Origin of the sequence: Mesorhizobium sp. M8A.F.Ca.ET.161.01.1.1, assembly GCF_004792105.1 — a bacterium.
GTDB lineage: Bacteria > Pseudomonadota > Alphaproteobacteria > Rhizobiales > Rhizobiaceae > Mesorhizobium.
The window spans coordinates 271,402-287,529 of sequence record NZ_SRTD01000008.1 but is presented as its reverse complement, the minus strand read 5'-3'; the positions used below and the strand labels follow the sequence as shown (position 1 = coordinate 287,529).

At 64.2% G+C, this 16,128-nt stretch carries 13 protein-coding genes; 5 read left to right on the top strand and 8 right to left on the bottom strand.

What is annotated here, in order from left to right; translation table 11 throughout:
* Positions 1-229: 229 nt before the first annotated feature.
* Positions 230-700, bottom strand: a complete 471-nt coding sequence (locus EN804_RS21195) for a VOC family protein (protein WP_127873579.1) — start codon at positions 698-700, stop codon at positions 230-232.
* Positions 701-967: 267 nt separating this feature from the next.
* Between EN804_RS21195 and ilvD the strand changes: the two genes are divergently transcribed.
* Complete coding sequence (gene ilvD, locus EN804_RS21190; protein WP_135921182.1) at positions 968-2,812, top strand: dihydroxy-acid dehydratase; 1,845 nt, start codon at positions 968-970, stop codon at positions 2,810-2,812.
* Between the two features lie 159 nt (positions 2,813-2,971).
* Here the strand turns inward: ilvD and EN804_RS21185 are convergent, their stop codons facing one another.
* On the bottom strand, positions 2,972-4,726 hold the full coding sequence (locus tag EN804_RS21185; RefSeq protein ID WP_135921180.1) for an ABC transporter ATP-binding protein: 1,755 nt from the start codon (positions 4,724-4,726) through the stop codon (positions 2,972-2,974).
* Between the two features lie 152 nt (positions 4,727-4,878).
* Here EN804_RS21185 and EN804_RS21180 point away from each other — a divergent pair, with 152 nt between their 5' ends.
* Entirely contained in the window at positions 4,879-6,159 is a 1,281-nt protein-coding gene (locus tag EN804_RS21180; protein ID WP_135921178.1) for an amidohydrolase family protein, read from the top strand.
* 108 nt (positions 6,160-6,267) lie between these two features.
* Entirely contained in the window at positions 6,268-7,191 is a 924-nt protein-coding gene (locus EN804_RS21175) for a DMT family transporter (RefSeq protein ID WP_135921176.1), read from the top strand.
* A gap of 18 nt (positions 7,192-7,209) precedes the next feature.
* Here EN804_RS21175 and EN804_RS21170 read toward each other — a convergent pair whose 3' ends face one another.
* Positions 7,210-8,112 carry a phosphotransferase family protein gene (locus EN804_RS21170; RefSeq protein ID WP_127278646.1) on the bottom strand — a complete coding sequence of 301 codons (903 nt, stop codon included), beginning with the start codon at positions 8,110-8,112 and terminating at the stop codon, positions 7,210-7,212.
* Between the two features lie 95 nt (positions 8,113-8,207).
* On the opposite strand from EN804_RS21170, the gene EN804_RS21165 reads away from it, so the two are divergent.
* The gene (locus EN804_RS21165) at positions 8,208-8,840 is read left to right on the top strand and encodes a class I SAM-dependent methyltransferase (protein ID WP_127278645.1); all 633 of its coding nucleotides are present in this window, start codon (positions 8,208-8,210) and stop codon (positions 8,838-8,840) included.
* Here EN804_RS21165 and EN804_RS21160 read toward each other — a convergent pair.
* A complete protein-coding gene (locus tag EN804_RS21160) occupies positions 8,837-11,278 on the bottom strand; it encodes an FAD-dependent oxidoreductase (protein WP_135921174.1) in 2,442 nt (813 codons plus the stop codon). The two genes, EN804_RS21165 and EN804_RS21160, sit on opposite strands and share 4 nt — an antisense overlap.
* Positions 11,275-12,162 carry a phosphotransferase family protein gene (locus tag EN804_RS21155; RefSeq protein WP_127280249.1) on the bottom strand — a complete coding sequence of 296 codons (888 nt, stop codon included), beginning with the start codon at positions 12,160-12,162 and terminating at the stop codon, positions 11,275-11,277. Before EN804_RS21155 ends, EN804_RS21160 begins: the two co-directional genes overlap by 4 nt.
* A gap of 419 nt (positions 12,163-12,581) precedes the next feature.
* Between EN804_RS21155 and EN804_RS21150 the strand changes: the two genes are divergently transcribed.
* The gene (locus EN804_RS21150) at positions 12,582-13,358 is read left to right on the top strand and encodes a DeoR/GlpR family DNA-binding transcription regulator (RefSeq protein WP_135882955.1); all 777 of its coding nucleotides are present in this window, start codon (positions 12,582-12,584) and stop codon (positions 13,356-13,358) included.
* Here the strand turns inward: EN804_RS21150 and EN804_RS21145 are convergent.
* The 3 genes from EN804_RS21145 to EN804_RS21135 form a co-directional block, all read right to left on the bottom strand.
* On the bottom strand, positions 13,355-14,254 hold the full coding sequence (locus EN804_RS21145) for an NAD(P)/FAD-dependent oxidoreductase (RefSeq protein ID WP_127280251.1): 900 nt from the start codon (positions 14,252-14,254) through the stop codon (positions 13,355-13,357). The genes EN804_RS21150 and EN804_RS21145 overlap by 4 nt on opposite strands.
* On the bottom strand, positions 14,244-14,693 hold the full coding sequence (locus tag EN804_RS21140) for an Rrf2 family transcriptional regulator (protein ID WP_135921172.1): 450 nt from the start codon (positions 14,691-14,693) through the stop codon (positions 14,244-14,246). Before EN804_RS21140 ends, EN804_RS21145 begins: the two co-directional genes overlap by 11 nt.
* Before the next feature lie 69 nt (positions 14,694-14,762).
* Positions 14,763-16,124: a HAMP domain-containing sensor histidine kinase gene (locus EN804_RS21135; RefSeq protein WP_135921170.1), complete on the bottom strand. Its 1,362-nt coding sequence runs from the start codon at positions 16,122-16,124 to the stop codon at positions 14,763-14,765.
* Positions 16,125-16,128 lie beyond the last annotated feature (4 nt).

Here is a 16,128-nt window from a genome sequence, read left to right as displayed (position 1 = left end):
CCAGCTCATCCACGGTTTAAGCCACCTGAGGGGTGACGGGCTCTCGACCGCCGCCACGGATCAGGCAAGCACCTGGTCCGTGGCACCTCAACAATGCACGATTCCAAACACACAAGGGGTGTTCCAGGGAACGCCAACGTCTCACTCCGCTGGAACACCCCTCATCCGTCTCGGCGCTATCGCGCCGATCCACCTTCTCCCACAAGGGGAGAAGGCAAGATCGCGCTTCTCACCCCTTCGCCGCCGCCTCCAATTTGGCGATGTCGATCTTGCCCATCTGCATCATCGCCGACATCACCCGGCCGGCCTTGGCCCTGTCCGGGTCCTGAAGCAGCCTGGGCAGTTGCTCCGGCACGACCTGCCAGGAGACACCGAACTTGTCTTTCAGCCAGCTGCATTGCGACGGTTCGCCACCGCCTTCGATGAGCCTGTCCCAGAAATAATCGACCTCTTCCTGCGTCTTGCAGTCGATCGACTGCGACATTGCCTCGTTGAACTTGAATTGCGGTCCGCCGTTGAGCGCCTGGAACTGCACGCCGTCGAGTTCGAACGTGGTCACCAGCGCCTTGCCTTCATTTGCATGACCCTCTGGCCAGCGCATCACGCTCAGCACCTTCGAGTTCTTGAAAATGGAGACGTAGAAATTCATCGCCTCTTCGGCCTGGTCGTCGAACCACAGGCAGGTGGTGATCTTTTGCATGTCGCGCTCCTCGGTTGCTTCTTGCTGCTACGGTGAAACGGCTGGCTCCGGGAATGGTGCCATTCCTTTGCCGTTGAACCAAGGACGGGCGTCCGGCGCGCGATCCGACAGGGCATGCAATTTTTTTTGCAGACGCCGATTTTCGGTAAGACTCTGGCGCATTGCAAAATTGTGGCCAGACCATACTTGCGCGTCTATAACCCCTGCGATCAAAATTCAGCGCCGCCGCGCCACTCTTCGGCTGCGGCCAGCCACCAAGGAAAAAATATGCCTGCCTATCGTTCCCGCACCACCACCCATGGCCGCAACATGGCCGGCGCCCGCGGCCTGTGGCGCGCCACCGGCATGAAGGACAGTGATTTCGGCAAGCCGATCATCGCGGTAGTCAATTCCTTCACCCAATTCGTGCCTGGCCATGTCCATCTGAAGGACCTTGGCCAGCTCGTCGCGAGCGAGATCGAGAAGGCCGGCGGCGTCGCCAAGGAATTCAACACCATCGCCGTCGATGACGGCATCGCCATGGGCCATGACGGCATGCTCTATTCGCTGCCGTCGCGCGAGCTGATCGCCGATTCCGTCGAATACATGGTCAACGCCCATTGCGCCGACGCCATGGTCTGCATCTCCAACTGCGACAAGATCACCCCCGGCATGCTGATGGCCTCGCTGCGCCTCAACATCCCGACCGTCTTCGTCTCCGGCGGACCGATGGAAGCCGGCAAGGTCGTGCTGGCCGGCAAGATCCAGGCGCTCGACCTTGTCGACGCCATGGTCGCGGCCGCCGACGACAAGATCTCCGACGAGGACGTCAAGGTCATCGAGCGCTCGGCCTGCCCGACCTGCGGTTCCTGCTCGGGCATGTTCACAGCCAATTCGATGAATTGTTTGACCGAGGCGCTGGGGCTTTCGCTGCCCGGCAACGGCTCGACACTGGCCACGCATGCCGACCGCAAGCGGCTGTTCGTCGAGGCCGGCCATCTCGTCGTCGATCTCGCCCAGCGCTATTACGAACAGGATGACGAGAGCGCATTGCCGCGCAGCATCGCTTCCAAGGGCGCCTTCGAGAACGCCATGACGCTCGACATCGCCATGGGCGGCTCCACCAACACCGTGCTGCATATCCTGGCCGCCGCGCATGAGGGCGAGGTCGACTTCACCATGGAAGACATCGACCGGCTGTCGCGACGGGTGCCGGTGCTGTGCAAGGTGGCGCCGGCCAAGTCCGACGTGCACATGGAAGACGTCCACCGCGCCGGCGGCATCATGGCCATCCTCGGCCAGCTTGACGAGGCCGGGCTGATCAACCGCGACCTGCCGACCGTGCATACGGCGAGCCTCGGCGAAGCGCTCGACCATTGGGATATTTCGCGCACCTCGAGCCAGAATGTGCGCGACTTCTTCCTCGCCGCTCCCGGCGGCGTGCCGACGCAGGTCGCCTTCAGCCAGGACCGTCGCTGGGAAGAGCTCGACACGAACCGCGAAACGGGTGTCATCCGCTCGGCGAAGACGCCCTTCTCCAAGGATGGTGGCCTCGCCGTCCTGAAGGGCAATCTGGCGCTCGACGGCTGCATCGTGAAGACGGCCGGCGTCGACGAGTCGATCCTGAAATTCACCGGTCCGGCTCGCGTCTTCGAAAGCCAGGACGCCAGCGTCAAGGCGATCCTCGCCAACGAGATCAAGGCCGGCGATGTCGTCGTCATCCGCTATGAGGGTCCGCGCGGCGGCCCCGGCATGCAGGAGATGCTCTATCCGACCAGCTACCTGAAGTCGAAGGGCCTGGGCAAGGCCTGCGCGCTGGTCACCGACGGACGCTTCTCCGGCGGCACGTCGGGCCTGTCAATCGGCCATGCTTCGCCGGAAGCGGCGGAAGGCGGGCTGATCGGGCTGGTGCAGGAAGGCGACACGATCGAGATCGACATCCCCAACCGCACCATCCGCCTGGCTGTCAGCGACGCCGAACTCGACGCGCGCCGTGCGGCGATGGAGGCCAAGGGCGCGAACGCCTGGAAGCCGGAGGAAAAGCGCAAGCGCAAGGTGACGACCGCGCTGCGCGCCTACGCCGCCTTCGCCACCAGCGCTGACAAGGGCGCGGTGAGGCACGTGCCGGAGTAAGGTTCGCGCCGGCCCCCTCATCCAGCCGCTTGCGCGGCCACCTTCTCCCCGTTGGGGAGAAGAGGCTGACGCCCGCGTTGACGACCTCTTCTCCCCTCGGGGAGAAGGTGGCCCGGAGGGCCGGATGAGGGGGTCTGGCACCTACATTCGAAGGCACCCTCACGGCATCAGCTGATATTCATAAAGCTTCTGGTAAAGCCCGCCCTGCTTGAGCAGGGCACGATGCGCCCCGCTTTCCACCACCTTGCCGGCTTCCAGCACCACGATCGTGTCGGCCTGGTGCACGGTGGACAGGCGGTGCGCGATGACGATCGTGGTGCGCCCTTCCGTCAGCTGTTGCAGCGCGTCGCGGAACAGCGCCTCCGACTCTGCGTCGAGCGCGCTGGTCGCTTCGTCCAGCAGCAGGATTTCCGCGTTGCGCAGCATGGCACGCGCGATGGAAATGCGCTGGCGCTGGCCGCCTGACAAAAGGCCGCCATTCTCGCCGACATCGGTTTCGTAGCCTTTCGGCTGCGCGACGATGAAGTCATGCGCGTTGGCCGCCTTGGCCGCGGCGATCACCTCGTCGTCGGTCGCGCCCTCGCGCCCAAGCCGGATGTTGTGCATGATCGTGCCGGCAAACAGGAACGTCTCCTGGCTGACATAGGCGATCTTTTCCCGGAGCGAGGCCAGCGTGGCATGGGAAATGTCCTGGCCATCGAGCAGCACCCTGCCGCTCTTGGGGTCATACATGCGCATGATCAGGTTGAGGATCGTCGACTTGCCGCCGCCGGAAGGCCCGACCAGCGCCGTCATCTTGCCGGCCTCAAGGGTCAGGTCGAACCCTTCCAGCACCGGCGGGCCGTTCTGATAGGCGAAGCTGACGGCGTCGAACCGTATCTCGCCGGGCCCGGCTCGCAGCGGCTTGGCATCCGGCTTCTCCGCCAGCGTCAGCGGCTGGTCGGCGAGTTCGAACATCATGCGCACGCCGACAATGCCGCTTTCCAGCGATACCCGCACACGCGCAAGGCGCTTTGCCGGCTCATAAGCAAATAGGAGCGCTCCGATGAAGGTCATGATGTCTCCGGGCATCTGGCCGCCCTGCAAGACCAGGAAGCCGCTGACGAAGATGGCCCCGGAAATTGCCATTCCGGCCAGCGTCTCCATCACCGGGCTTGTCGCCGCCTCCAGCGCAGCGATGTTGTTGGCTCGGGTCTCGACATCGGACACCGCCTTGTACATGCGATTGCGCATTGAGCCTTCAAGATTGAAGGATTTGACCACGCGCACGCCGATCGCGGTTTCCTGCATCACCTGGACAATCTGGCCGACAGAGCGGAACTCCATCGCGGCAATCTTGCGGACGCGCTTCAGGATGCGGTTGACGCCATAGATGGCGAGAGGCCCGACGACGAAGCAGATCAGCGACAGCGCCGGCTGCTTCCAGACCATGACCGCCACCAGGGCAATCAACGTCACCAGATCGCGCACGTAGGATGTGACGACGAGGTCGAGCACATTACGCGCCGCCTGTGCATTGTTGGTCATGCGGGTGATGAGGTCGGATGACGAGGTCGAGTGGTAGAATTCGATGCCTTGCGCCAGGATGCGGTCGTAGATCTTGCGCTGCCGGTCGGCGATGATGGCGTTGCCCACCCGGCTCATGAAATACGCCTGGACGAAGTTGGCGATGCCCTTGGCGATGAAAATCGTGGCGACCGCCAAAGCAATCCAGTTGACGCGCTCGACTCTTTTGTAGATCACGAACTCATTGGTGATCACGCTAAGGATCCAGGCGCTGGCGGCGGTCGTGCCAGCGACCACCAACATCGACAGGATGGCGGCGGCGTAGCCGGCCCGGTGCTGCCGGAACGATTCCCTGAGCAGCCTTGCGACGAGGCGCTGGTTTTCCGTCGAACGGAAGAAACGAAACAACGGCTGATCCTTGATGCCGGGATGACGAAGGCGGCTTATAGAGGGAGTTGCCGCCGGAGGGAACCTTTCGCGACCATGGAAAGAAACCCGCTGCAGCAGGCTGTCTTTTGAGACACGATGCGACTGTGATTCTTCAAGCGGGATGATGAGAAATGGATTTCGACCTAATCGTTCGTGGCGGCACACTGCCGGATGGCGGCATCGCCGACATCGGCATCAGCGGCGAGACGATCGCGGCGATCGAGCCGAAGCTCGAGGGTTCCGCGCGGAGCGAGGTCGACGCCCGTGGCAATCTGGTGTCGCCGCCCTTCGTCGATCCGCATTTCCATATGGACGCCACGCTGTCCTACGGCATACCGCGCATCAACGCATCGGGCACGCTGCTTGAAGGCATCGCGCTGTGGGGCGAACTGAAGCCGCTCTTGACGCACGAAGCGGTGCGCGACCGCGCGCTCGCCTATTGCGACTGGGCGGTGTCGATGGGGCTGCTTGCCATCCGCACCCATGTCGATGTCTGCGACGACCGGCTGCTGGCGGTCGAGGCGCTGCTGGAGGTCAAGAAGACCGTCGCCCCCTATATCGACCTGCAATTGGTGGCCTTCCCGCAGGACGGCTTCTATCGCTCGCCGACGGCACGCCAAAACACCATTCGCGCGCTGGACATGGGCGTCGATATCGTCGGCGGCATTCCGCATTTCGAGCGCACCATGGCCGACGGCACGCGCTCGGTGACCGAACTGTGCGAAATCGCCGCACAACGCGGCCTGATGGTCGACCTGCATTGCGACGAGACCGACGATCCCCTGTCGCGCCACATCGAGCAGCTGGCCTATGAAACGCAGCGGCTCGGCCTGCAGGGCAAGGTGGCCGGCTCGCATCTCACGTCGATGCATTCGATGGACAATTACTATGTCTCGAAGCTTCTGCCGCTGATCGCCGAGGCCGGCGTCTCCGCGATCCCCAATCCCTTGATCAACATCATGCTGCAGGGCCGCCATGATACCTTCCCCAAGCGGCGTGGCATGACGCGGGTCAAGGAAATGCTGGCGCTGGGCATCCGTGTCGGCTGGGGTCAGGATTGCGTGCTCGATCCCTGGTATTCGCTGGGCACCGCCGACATGCTCGACGTCGCCTTCATGGGCCTGCATGTCGCCCAGATGTCGAGCCCCGCCGACATGGCGCGCTGTTTCGACATGGTCACCAACGTCAACGCCGCGATCATGGGCCTCGATCATCTCGGTCTGGAGGTCGGCAAGCGCGCCAGCCTGGTGATCCTCGATGCCGGCAATCCGATCGAAGCGCTGCGCCTGCGCGCCGAGCGCATCTGCGTCATCGCCAAGGGCAAGGTGGTGGCGGAAAGGATGAGGCAGGATACCAGGCTGTCCATTCCCGGCAGGCCGGGTCAGGTGAACCGCAGACATATATCCACCTAGATACAGCCGATTCCCGACGCTGGTCTTACTCAATTCCTGATTTCTTCTCGTCAAAGCCACCGCTTCCGTCTACGACGCGGCCCAGGCGAGGGAGGAATCGGGGTCGGCATGACGCAACCCGTGGCGCAGAATTCCCCAATCAGGAATGTTCTCCTGGCCGGCATCCTGCTGATGCTGGCCGGCGACTTCCTGTTTGCGCTGAACGACGCGATGGGCAAGTGGCTGGTCGCCAGCTTTTCCGTCGGCCAGGTGGTGCTGATCCGTTCGCTCGGCGCCTTTATCGTGCTCGGCCCGATGATCGCCAATCAGGGCGCTGGCAGACTGTTCCAGATGGAGCGGCCCGGGCTGCAGATCCTGCGCGTTGTGGCGACTACGCTCGACACCGCTTTGTTCTACGCCGCAGTCGTCTATCTGCCGCTTGCCGATGTGATGAGCTTCTACATGGCCGGGCCGATCTATGTGGCGGCGCTGTCGCATTTCCTGCTTGGCGAAAAGGTCGGCTGGCGCCGCTGGGTGGCGATCCTGCTCGGCTTCTGCGGCGTGGTGATCATGCTGAAACCGTCCTCCGCCGCGTTTTCGCTGTCGTCGAGTTTCGCGCTTGTCGGCAGCCTCGCCTTCGCCTTCGCCATCATCCTCAACCGGCGCCTGCGCGGCACGAGCGACACCAATCTGGTGACATGGCAGACGATCGGCACGCTGGCGGTTGGCGGCGTGCTGACCATCGGCGCCTGGAAGACGCCGTCGCCGCTCGATCTCGGCGCCATGCTGCTGCTCGGCATCGTCTCCTGCGGTGCGCATCTGATGATCACCCGGGCGCTGAAACTGGCGCCGGCCTCGACGCTGGCGCCGCTGCACTACACGCTGCTCCTGTGGGCGGTGGTGTTCGGGCTGGCATTCTTCGGCGACGTGCCCAGCCCGCGCATCCTGATCGGCTCGGGCATCATCGTTCTCGCCGGCCTGTTCATCTTCCACCGCCAGAAGGTGGTCGATACCACGGTGCCGCCGGAGAACGTGCCGAAGGGTGTCAACTAAAGCCCGGATTTCGGGTGACTAGCCCTGGCGTATCGCCGCAAGGTGCCTGGAAAACTCTGGCGTCTCCATCAGCGCCTTGCAGCGCGCGAAGCGGCCGTCGGCATAGGCGCGGAAATCGTCCACCGGATTGTTGTTGGCGAGCTGGATCAGCCCCCACAGCGTCCACAACAGGTCGCACATAGCCTTGTAGATGGCGACGCGGCCGCGCTCCGCCGGCTTCGCCTCGCCGCCGAAATAGGCGCGCATCAACTCCTCGTCCTGGGCGACGTCGAACTTGCCTTCCACGCTGAGATCGCCGAGGTCCCAGAGCGGATCGTTCATCCCGGAATATTCCCAGTCGACGATCCACATCCGCTCGCCCGTATCGAGGAAGTTTTCGCACAGCGGGTCGCAATGGCAGGCGACGAGAGGCAAGGGGCGGACGGCCAAGGCCTCGCGCACGCCGCCGGCCTCGCGCACCACGTCGTGATAGCCGGCGGGCAGGGCGACATCCCTGGTCGACAGCACCTTGAGATAGTCGTCGATCATCGAAAACAGCTCGAAGCGGAAGGGGAAGACCGCGCCGGACGCATGCAGCTTGCGGAAGGCCTCGGCCGCCCGGGCCGGACTGCCCTGCCGGTCCCTGAATTTCTCCGGCGACATCGTCTCGGCACCGGCGATGTAGCGCGTCACCATGACTCCAGTACCGGGATCGACATGCAGCACCTCGGGGCTAACGCCGGCTCTTGCCGCCTCGCGCGCCGCTATCGCCTCGTTGGCGCGGTTGATATATTCCTCGGTGCCTTTGCCTGGAATGCGCAGGCAGTAATCGCCGGCCTTGAAGACGAGATTGGTCAGGCCGCCGAGCCGTTCCAGCGGCCCGGTGTAGCCGGCCAGCAGCGGAATGGCGGCAAGTCTTGCCCGCGCCTCGTCTATCCCCATGCCTGCGTCCCCACGCGTTATTTCTTCGCTGCAACGGTTCCACAATTTTCACCGTTTGGCTATCATTCCGGCAAGACGAAGGAGTTGGTGGGCACGTGGCGGACAGCAAACATCATGGCGCGCTCGGCGAAGTCTACGCGGCCAAGCGCCCGGAAGAGGTGGCGGCACTCTATGATCGCTGGTCGCAGACCTACGACGCCGACATGTCGGCGGCCGGTTACCGCCACCCGACGATCTGCCTTGCCTTGCTCGCCCGTCATCTGCCGCGCGGGTCAGCCCCGCTGCTCGACGCCGGGGCAGGGACCGGGCTGATCGGCGAATGGCTCGATATTGCCGGCTATCCCCAGGTCGAGGCGCTGGATATCTCGCAAGGCATGCTGGATCAGGCCGCGCGCAAGGGTGTCTATTCGGCGCTGCATTGCCTGGCGCTCGGCGGCGCCTTGCCTTTTGCCGACGACGCCTATGCCGGCATCATCTCGGCCGGCGTCTTCACCTCGGGTCATGTCGGCGCCGAGGGCTTGGACGAATTGATCCGCATCTGCCGGCCGGGCGGGGTGATCGTGCTGACGGTCAAGAACACGCTATGGGATCAGGGCTTTGCCGCGCGCATCGCCGAACTCGAAGCGCAAGGCCTCGTCACCCGCGCCGAGGAAACCCGCCCTTACGTCTCCATGCCTGGCGAGGCCGATACCGTGCCCAGTCGTGGCCTCGCCTTGCGCGTAAGCTAAGCCTTCACGCGCTCCATTGCCGGGTCGTATAGTGGCTCGAGATGGATATTCGCCGGCGTCCGCTGCATCGCGACCACCAGTTCATAGCTGCCCGAGGCGAGGAAATCATCGCTCACCCCGTCGGCGCTGCGCACATAGCCATAGCCGATATTCTTGCCCACCGTGTAGCCATGGCCGCCGCTGGTAAGATAGCCGACTGGCTCGCCGTCGCGCAGAATGGTTTCGCGGCCGAGCAGCACGATCTCCGGATCGTCGACCGTGAAGCCGGCAAAGCGCTTCTTCAGGGACGCGCCGCCAACCTTCTCGAGTGCACGCCGTCCGACGAAGTCGGTGTGCTTCCTGAGCTTGACCGCCCAGCCGAGCCCGGCCTCCAGCGGTGTGTCGTTGGGCGTGATGTCGGAGCCCCAGGCGCGATAGCCCTTTTCCAGCCGCAGCGATTCCAGCGCGCGGTAGCCGACCGGCCGGATGTCGTGCTCTTTGCCGGCCGCCATCAGCGCGTCGAAGACTTCGCCGGTGGCGGCGATCGGCACGTGCAGCTCCCAGCCCAGTTCGCCGACATAGGTGACGCGCAGCGCCCGCACCGTGTGACCGGCGATGACGATCTCCCTGATATGGCCGAACGGGAAGCTGGCATTCGACACATCGCTCCCGGTCACCGCCGAAAGCACGTCGCGGGCACGCGGCCCCATCAGCGACAGCGTGCCGAAATCCTCGGTGACGTCGGTCAGCCTGGCATCGAGGCCCTCGCCAATATGATCGCTGATCCACGAGGCGTCATGAGTGCGGAAACCGGTGCCGGTGACGATGTAGAATTTCTCCTCGGCAAGCCGCGACACGGTCAGGTCGGCCTCGATGCCGCCGCGCGTGTTGAGAAGTTGCGTGTAGGTCAGCCGGCCGACCGGCTTGCTGACGTCGTTGGCGCAGATCCAGTCCAGCGCCTTCGCCGCGTCGGGGCCGCTCAGCTCGTACTTGGCGAAGGACGACTGGTCGAAGATGCCGACATGTTCGCGCACATGCCGGTGCTCGTCGCCGACGGCAGCAAACCAGTTCTGCCGACCCATCGAATAGACGTCCTTTGGCTCGACGCTCTCCGGCGCGAACCAGTTCGGCCGCTCCCAGCCGAGCTTCGAGCCGAACACGGCGCGCTGCCGTTTCAACCGCTCATACAGCGGCGAGACGATGCGCGGCCGGCCGCTGGCATACTCCTCGTGCGGAAAGCCGATCGTGTAATGCTTGCCATAGGCTTCCAGCGTGCGCTCGCACACCCAGTGCCGGTCGCGGTGCAGGTTGGAAAAGCGCCTGATGTCGACCACCCACAGGTCGAGCGGCGCCTCGCCGTCGACCACCCATTGCGCCAGCACCCAGCCGGCGCCGCCGCCCGAGGCGATGCCGAAGGCGTTGAAGCCGGCGCCGACGAACATGTTGGCGCATTCGGGCGCTACGCCGAGGATGAAATTGCCGTCCGGCGTGAAGCTTTCCGGCCCGTTGATCATCTGCTTGACGCCAACGGTTTCCAGCGCCGGCACCCGCGCGATCGCCTGAATCATGTGCTGCTCGAAATGATCGTAGTCGTCGTCGAACAGCCGGAACTCCCAGTCATTGGGCACCTCCCCTGTCGTCCATGCCTGTGGGTTAGGCTCATAGCCGCCCATCACCAGGCCGCCGACCTCCTCCTTGAAATAGGTGCGCCGATCGGGGTCGCGCAGCGTCGGCGCGTCGGTTGCCAGCCCCGCGATCTTCTCGGTGACGATGTACTGGTGTTTCACCGGCTGCAGCGGCACGTTGATGCCGGCCATGGCCCCGACTTGCCGTGCCCATTGTCCGGCGCAGTTCACCACCTTGTCACAGGCAATGTCGCCCTGGTCGGTGTTCACCGCCGTGATGCGGTCGCCCTTCATCTCGAAGCCGGTGACGCGCACGTCCTCATAGAGCTTGGCGCCATGCATGCGCGCGCCCTTGGCCAGCGACTGCGTGATGTCGGAAGGGCTCGCCTGGCCGTCGGTCGGCAGCCAGGAAGCGCCGACCAGATCGCCGGTCTCCATCAGCGGCCACATCGCCTTGACCTCCGCCGGAGACAGCAAGTGCATGTCCATGCCGAAGCTCTTCGCTGTCGTCGCCAGCCTTTTGTACTCGGTCCAGCGGTCGGCATTGGTGGCGAGCCGCAGGCAGCCGGTCATCTTCCAGCCGGTGGCGAGCCCGGTCTCGGCCTCCAGTCCCTTGTAAAGGTCGACGGAGTATTTCAGCACTCGCGTGATCGAGGCCGAAGAGCGCAATTGCCCCACCAGCCCGGCGGCATGCCAGGTCGAGCCCGAGGTCAGCTTGCCCTGTTCGAGCAGCACCACGTCGACCTTGTGGTCGCGCGCAAGATGATAGGCCGTCGAACAGCCGATGATGCCGCCGCCAATGACGACGACCGCGGCCTGGCTAGGCAAGGTCATGATTTCAGGATCCCGTATTTTGTCCGGTAGTTTTCCAGCGCCGCGTCGAGCCGCACCAGGTTTTCCTCGGTGTAGGCGACGTAGTCGATGCCGGGCGCGTCGAGATAGAGCTCCGACACCATGCTCCACATCGCCTCGCGCAGCAGCGAGGCGCATTGCATGGCGGCGTGCGAGCGGCGGATCGCCTCGTCCGGCTCCTTCATGAAATAGGCGGTCAGGAAGGCGAAGGATTCCGCGTCGCTCATGCCGGCGTTCGAGGCGACGCCGGCAAGGTCGAACATGGCAGTATTGAAGCCGGCATATTCGAAATCGATCAGCCACAGCCTGCTGCCGTCGTCGAGAATATTGGCCGGCAAGAGATCATTGTGGCCAAAGACGATCGGCAGCAGTTTCTGCGCACGCTCCAGTTCGTCGGCCAGCGCTAGGAAGCGTGGCAGGTCACCGCGCTTGCGGCTGCCCCCTTCGTCAAGCGTGCGCGCATAGTCGCGGATGACGTGGAACACCCAGAACATGAAGCCGGCGCCGGAGATATGGTTGGGCATCTCCCGGTGAAAGCCGCGCATCAGCGCCGCGACGCGGCCGAGATTGGCGCGCACGTCCTCGGCCAGATAGGTTTTGGCGCCAAGAAACGCCGTTACCAGGATTCCTGGTTCGGCATAATGGACCGCCGGCGCGAAGCCGGCGGCGTGAGCCGCCCGTGCGGTCATCACCTCGCGTTCGCGGAAGACATGGTGGAACGGATAGTCCTGGCCGAAGCGCACCACATGTTTGCCGGCCGTGTCGGTGACCACATAATTGGCATTGCTCAAGCCGCCGGGCAGCGGCGCGATCTCGATGGCGCCCGTCCAGCAGGGCAGGGCGCGGATGCGGTCTTCGGCAATCACGGAATCATCCCTGGTTTGCTGACCTGGTTTGCTGGGCTTCGACACGGCGCCACGGGCAGCGCAACCACGGCGGAGGGAAGTGCAAACAATCTCGTCGGTGCGGGACGCCAGGATTGGTATCCCGCACCGCACCGACGAGCCCCTTGGCCAGGTTTTTGAACCCGGCATCCGCCCCCGCGGATCTGAAAATTCCTTGCGCCAGGCACGTTACAGGCTGCCTGGTCAGTGAGTTTCGGCCCTGCCAATTACCCTCCCGCGCAGCTCCGAACCCCTGTTGAGGTTGGATTTCACGCCAGGGTTGCCCTTCTGTCAATAAAAAGATGTGACTTTTTTTGGGTATTTTGCCCGAAAGCATGGGCAATTCCTTTAAAAGCGTTAGGAATACCCTAGAATCGGTCAATTTTCCGGGATGCGCACAGATGATCCACTCGAAACGGCATGGCGAAATCCTGCGGCTGCTGCAGGAAGAGGGAACCGTCACCATCGCCAGCCTGGCCGACCGGTTGGGCGTGTCGCTCGAAACCGTACGCCGTGACGTCAAGCCGCTCACCAGCGACGGCTCGGTTCTGAAGATGCATGGCGCCATCGGCCTGCCGTCGATGATCGGCGAAGCGCCGTTCGAACGGCGCATGCGTGAGCATGCCGACGCCAAGCGCAGCATTGCCCGCGCGGTCGCGGCCACCATCCGTGACGGCGAATCGATCATGCTCGACACCGGCACCACGACGTCGTTCCTGGCGCGCGAACTGCTCGGCCACCGGCGCCTGACGGTCGTCACCAACTCGTCCGATATCGCCCGTACGCTGGCCACCATCAACGGCAACAAGGTCTATATGGCCGGCGGCGAGTTGCGCAGCGATTCAGGCGCCGCGTTCGGGACGTCGGCCATCGAGTTCGTCAGCCGCTTCTCGGTCAGCCACGCCATTATCTCCATCGGCGCCGTGGATGCGCTGACGGGCGTCATGGACTACGATCTGGAAGAGGCGGAATTCGCCCGCATGGTGCTGTCGCGCGGCCAGCGTTCTCTGGTCATCACCGACCACACGAAGTTCGGCCGCCAGGGTCTGGTTCAGGTCTGTGGCTTCGACGGCTTTTCCGAGCTCGCCACCGACCGCGCGCCGCCGCATGACATTGCCGCCGCCCTCGCACAGGCCGGCGCGCGGCTCAGCATCGCCCGCGGCGAAGCCGGAATTTAGCCGAACACCAAGGATTGATGGGCGCACACGCCCGCGAAAGTGCCACCCGACACGGCGAAGGCGATGTTATGCATCGCGCGTGCCGCGTCTCCGGCGGCATACACGCTGGGTATCGTCGTCTGCTGCCTGTCATCGACTGATATCATCGGGCCAAGCAGGCCGTCCTTGAAGTCGCAACCGAGCTGTTCTGCCAGCGGGCTCGCCATCGTGTTGCGGGGCGCGGTGAACATCGCCTTGACGCCCGCCTTTCGGCCGCCGTCGAGGTGGACAACCAATCCGCCGGCGCCGTCTTCCCCGAGTTCGCTGACCGGCGCGGGCTCAAAGCTGACATTCTTGCCCTCCAGGGCAAGCATCTCCTCGGCGTCGGGCTCGATCAGGCCGTTGCCGAACAGCGTGACGTCACCCCAGTCGGAAATCAGCTGGGCCTGATGTATGGACATCGGACCGGTCGCGAGCACGCCAAGCGGCCCGCCGGAAACCTCGTAGCCATGGCAATAGGGACAGTGCAGCACGGTCCTACCCCATTGTCCGGCGAGCCCGGGAACCTCCGGCAGGATGTCGCGAACGCCGGTGGCAAGCACCAGCCGGGCGGCGCCGAATGTGTCGCCGCCATCGACGGCGATTTCGAAATCGCTTGTGCTGTTGGCAATGGCTTTGTCCGCACGTGCGGTGACAAGCCTGGCCGTCGGATAGGCAAGCAATTGCCGCCTTGCATCGTCGAGGATCGCGCCGGGCGTTCGCCCGTCCTGGCCGAGGAAGCCGTGCGAATGCGTGGCGAAGCGGTTGCGTGGCTGGCCGGCGTCGATCACCAGCACGTTGCGCCGCGCCCGCGCCGCCTGGATGGCGGCGGACAGGCCGGCGAAGCTGCCGCCGACGACGGCAAGATCATACTGCATGGCTGGAGACTCCAATGAGGGCGTAACGGCGGCGGAAATCGGCGGTCAGGTCGGCCAGCGTGATGCGGCTGAGCTTCTCCGCCAGCAGCTTCTCGGCCGCGACGCGAAAATCGTCGAGAACGGCGATCACCGCTTGCTCGACCAGACAGCCTGGGCTTTCCGGCCCGGTGCTGAAGGGCAGTAGCGTCTCGCCAAGAGCCACGCTGATCTCGGCCAGTGAAATGTTTTCGGGCGCGCGCCCGAGCAGCCAGCCGCCGCCATGCCCGCGCGACGAGGTGACGATGCCGGCATCGCGCAAGCCGCCAATGGTCCGGCGCACCACCACCGGATTGGTGTGGATGAAGGTGGCAAGCTGCTCGGAGGTCAGCGCCTGTTCGGGCTTCTCCGCCATGTGGACGAGAATGTGCAGGGTGGAAGACAGGCGACTGTTGCGTTTCATGTAACTTAATTAGTTACGATTCTTCGCGATGTCAAACACGCGAAGGTCGCTTAATGATTTACGGCGACGCTATGCCGGCAAAGCGCGAAAACTCATCCTGAAGCAGGCGCCGCTCGGTTTGCCGTCAAGGATCTCGATGCGGCCGCCATGGAGATGCATGATTTCCTGCACGAGGTTGAGGCCGAGGCCGGCGCCGTGATCCTGCGGACGCAGCCGGTAGAAGGGCTCGAAAATGCGCTCCCGCTCGCCCGGCGGCACGCCGTCGCCTTCGTCCCGGACCTCGATGATGGCGGGCATTGTGACGCTGACGGTGATCTTGCCGGCGCGGCCGCCATGCTCGATGGCGTTCTGCACGATGTTGGTCACCGCGCGTTCGATCGCGGTGCGGTCGCCGGTGGCAAAAAGCGTGTCCCGTTCCGGCTCGAACGACATTTCGTAGCCGGCCGAGAACGCCATCGGCGCGAGGTCGACGATGACGCCGCGCGCGATCGCCACGAGGTCTACCTTTTCGAAGGCCGTTGTCTGCCGGTCGAGGCGCTGCAGGTCGAGCAGCTGGTCGGTCAGCGTCGAAAGCCGTGCCGCATCCTGCAGCAGCCTTGCCCGCTCCGGCGTCGCCGGCAGCGAGGCAAGGCGCGTGTTGAGGATGGCGACCGGTGTCCTGAGTTCATGGGCGGCGTCGGTCAGGAAGCGCTTGTGGCGTTCATAGCCCTTGTCCAGGCGCGCAAGGGCGGCGTTCACCGCCTTGACCAGCGGCGTCACTTCCTTTGGCACATCCTTCAGCGGCAGCTGCACGCCACGCTGGTCGATGTCGATGCGTTCGGCCTCTGCGGCCGCATGGCCAAGGCCTGACAGTGCGCCGCGCACCACCCATGGTGTCGCGACCAGCGTGGCCAACGCCATCAGCCCGGCGAGCGGCAATATGCCTTGCAGGAAGAATTGCGGCGCCTGGCCGAGCAGGCGCAGCAGCGAAAGCCCGCCCTTGGTGCCGCTGAAGATCTGGACATTGCCGGCCGCCGTATCGGTCCAGCGGATCTTTCCCTCCGGCGGCGCGGCTTGTCCGATTGCGTGGTCGATACGGGCGTCGCTGATAGTGTCCAGCAGTCCGACAAAGGGCTGGAAAATGGCCGGCACCCTGCCTTCTTCCAGTCGGTGCCCTTGCTTGTCGCGGATGATGAACCAGAGGTCCGGAACGTTCGAGCGCAGCTTTGCCATATCTGGCGTCTCGGTGATGACAAGCTTGCCGCCGGCATCGCGTGTCACCGCATCCGCCAGCACGTCCATCGTGCCGTCCTCGTAGTCATGCGGGATAAGGCCGGTGGCCAGCATGGCGCCGAGAATGCCGACGATGATCAGCGTCAGCATCGCGCATTGCAGCAAGGCGATGCGCAGCACCAGGCTCCATTTGAGCGAACGCGGGCGCTTGAGGCTCATAGCT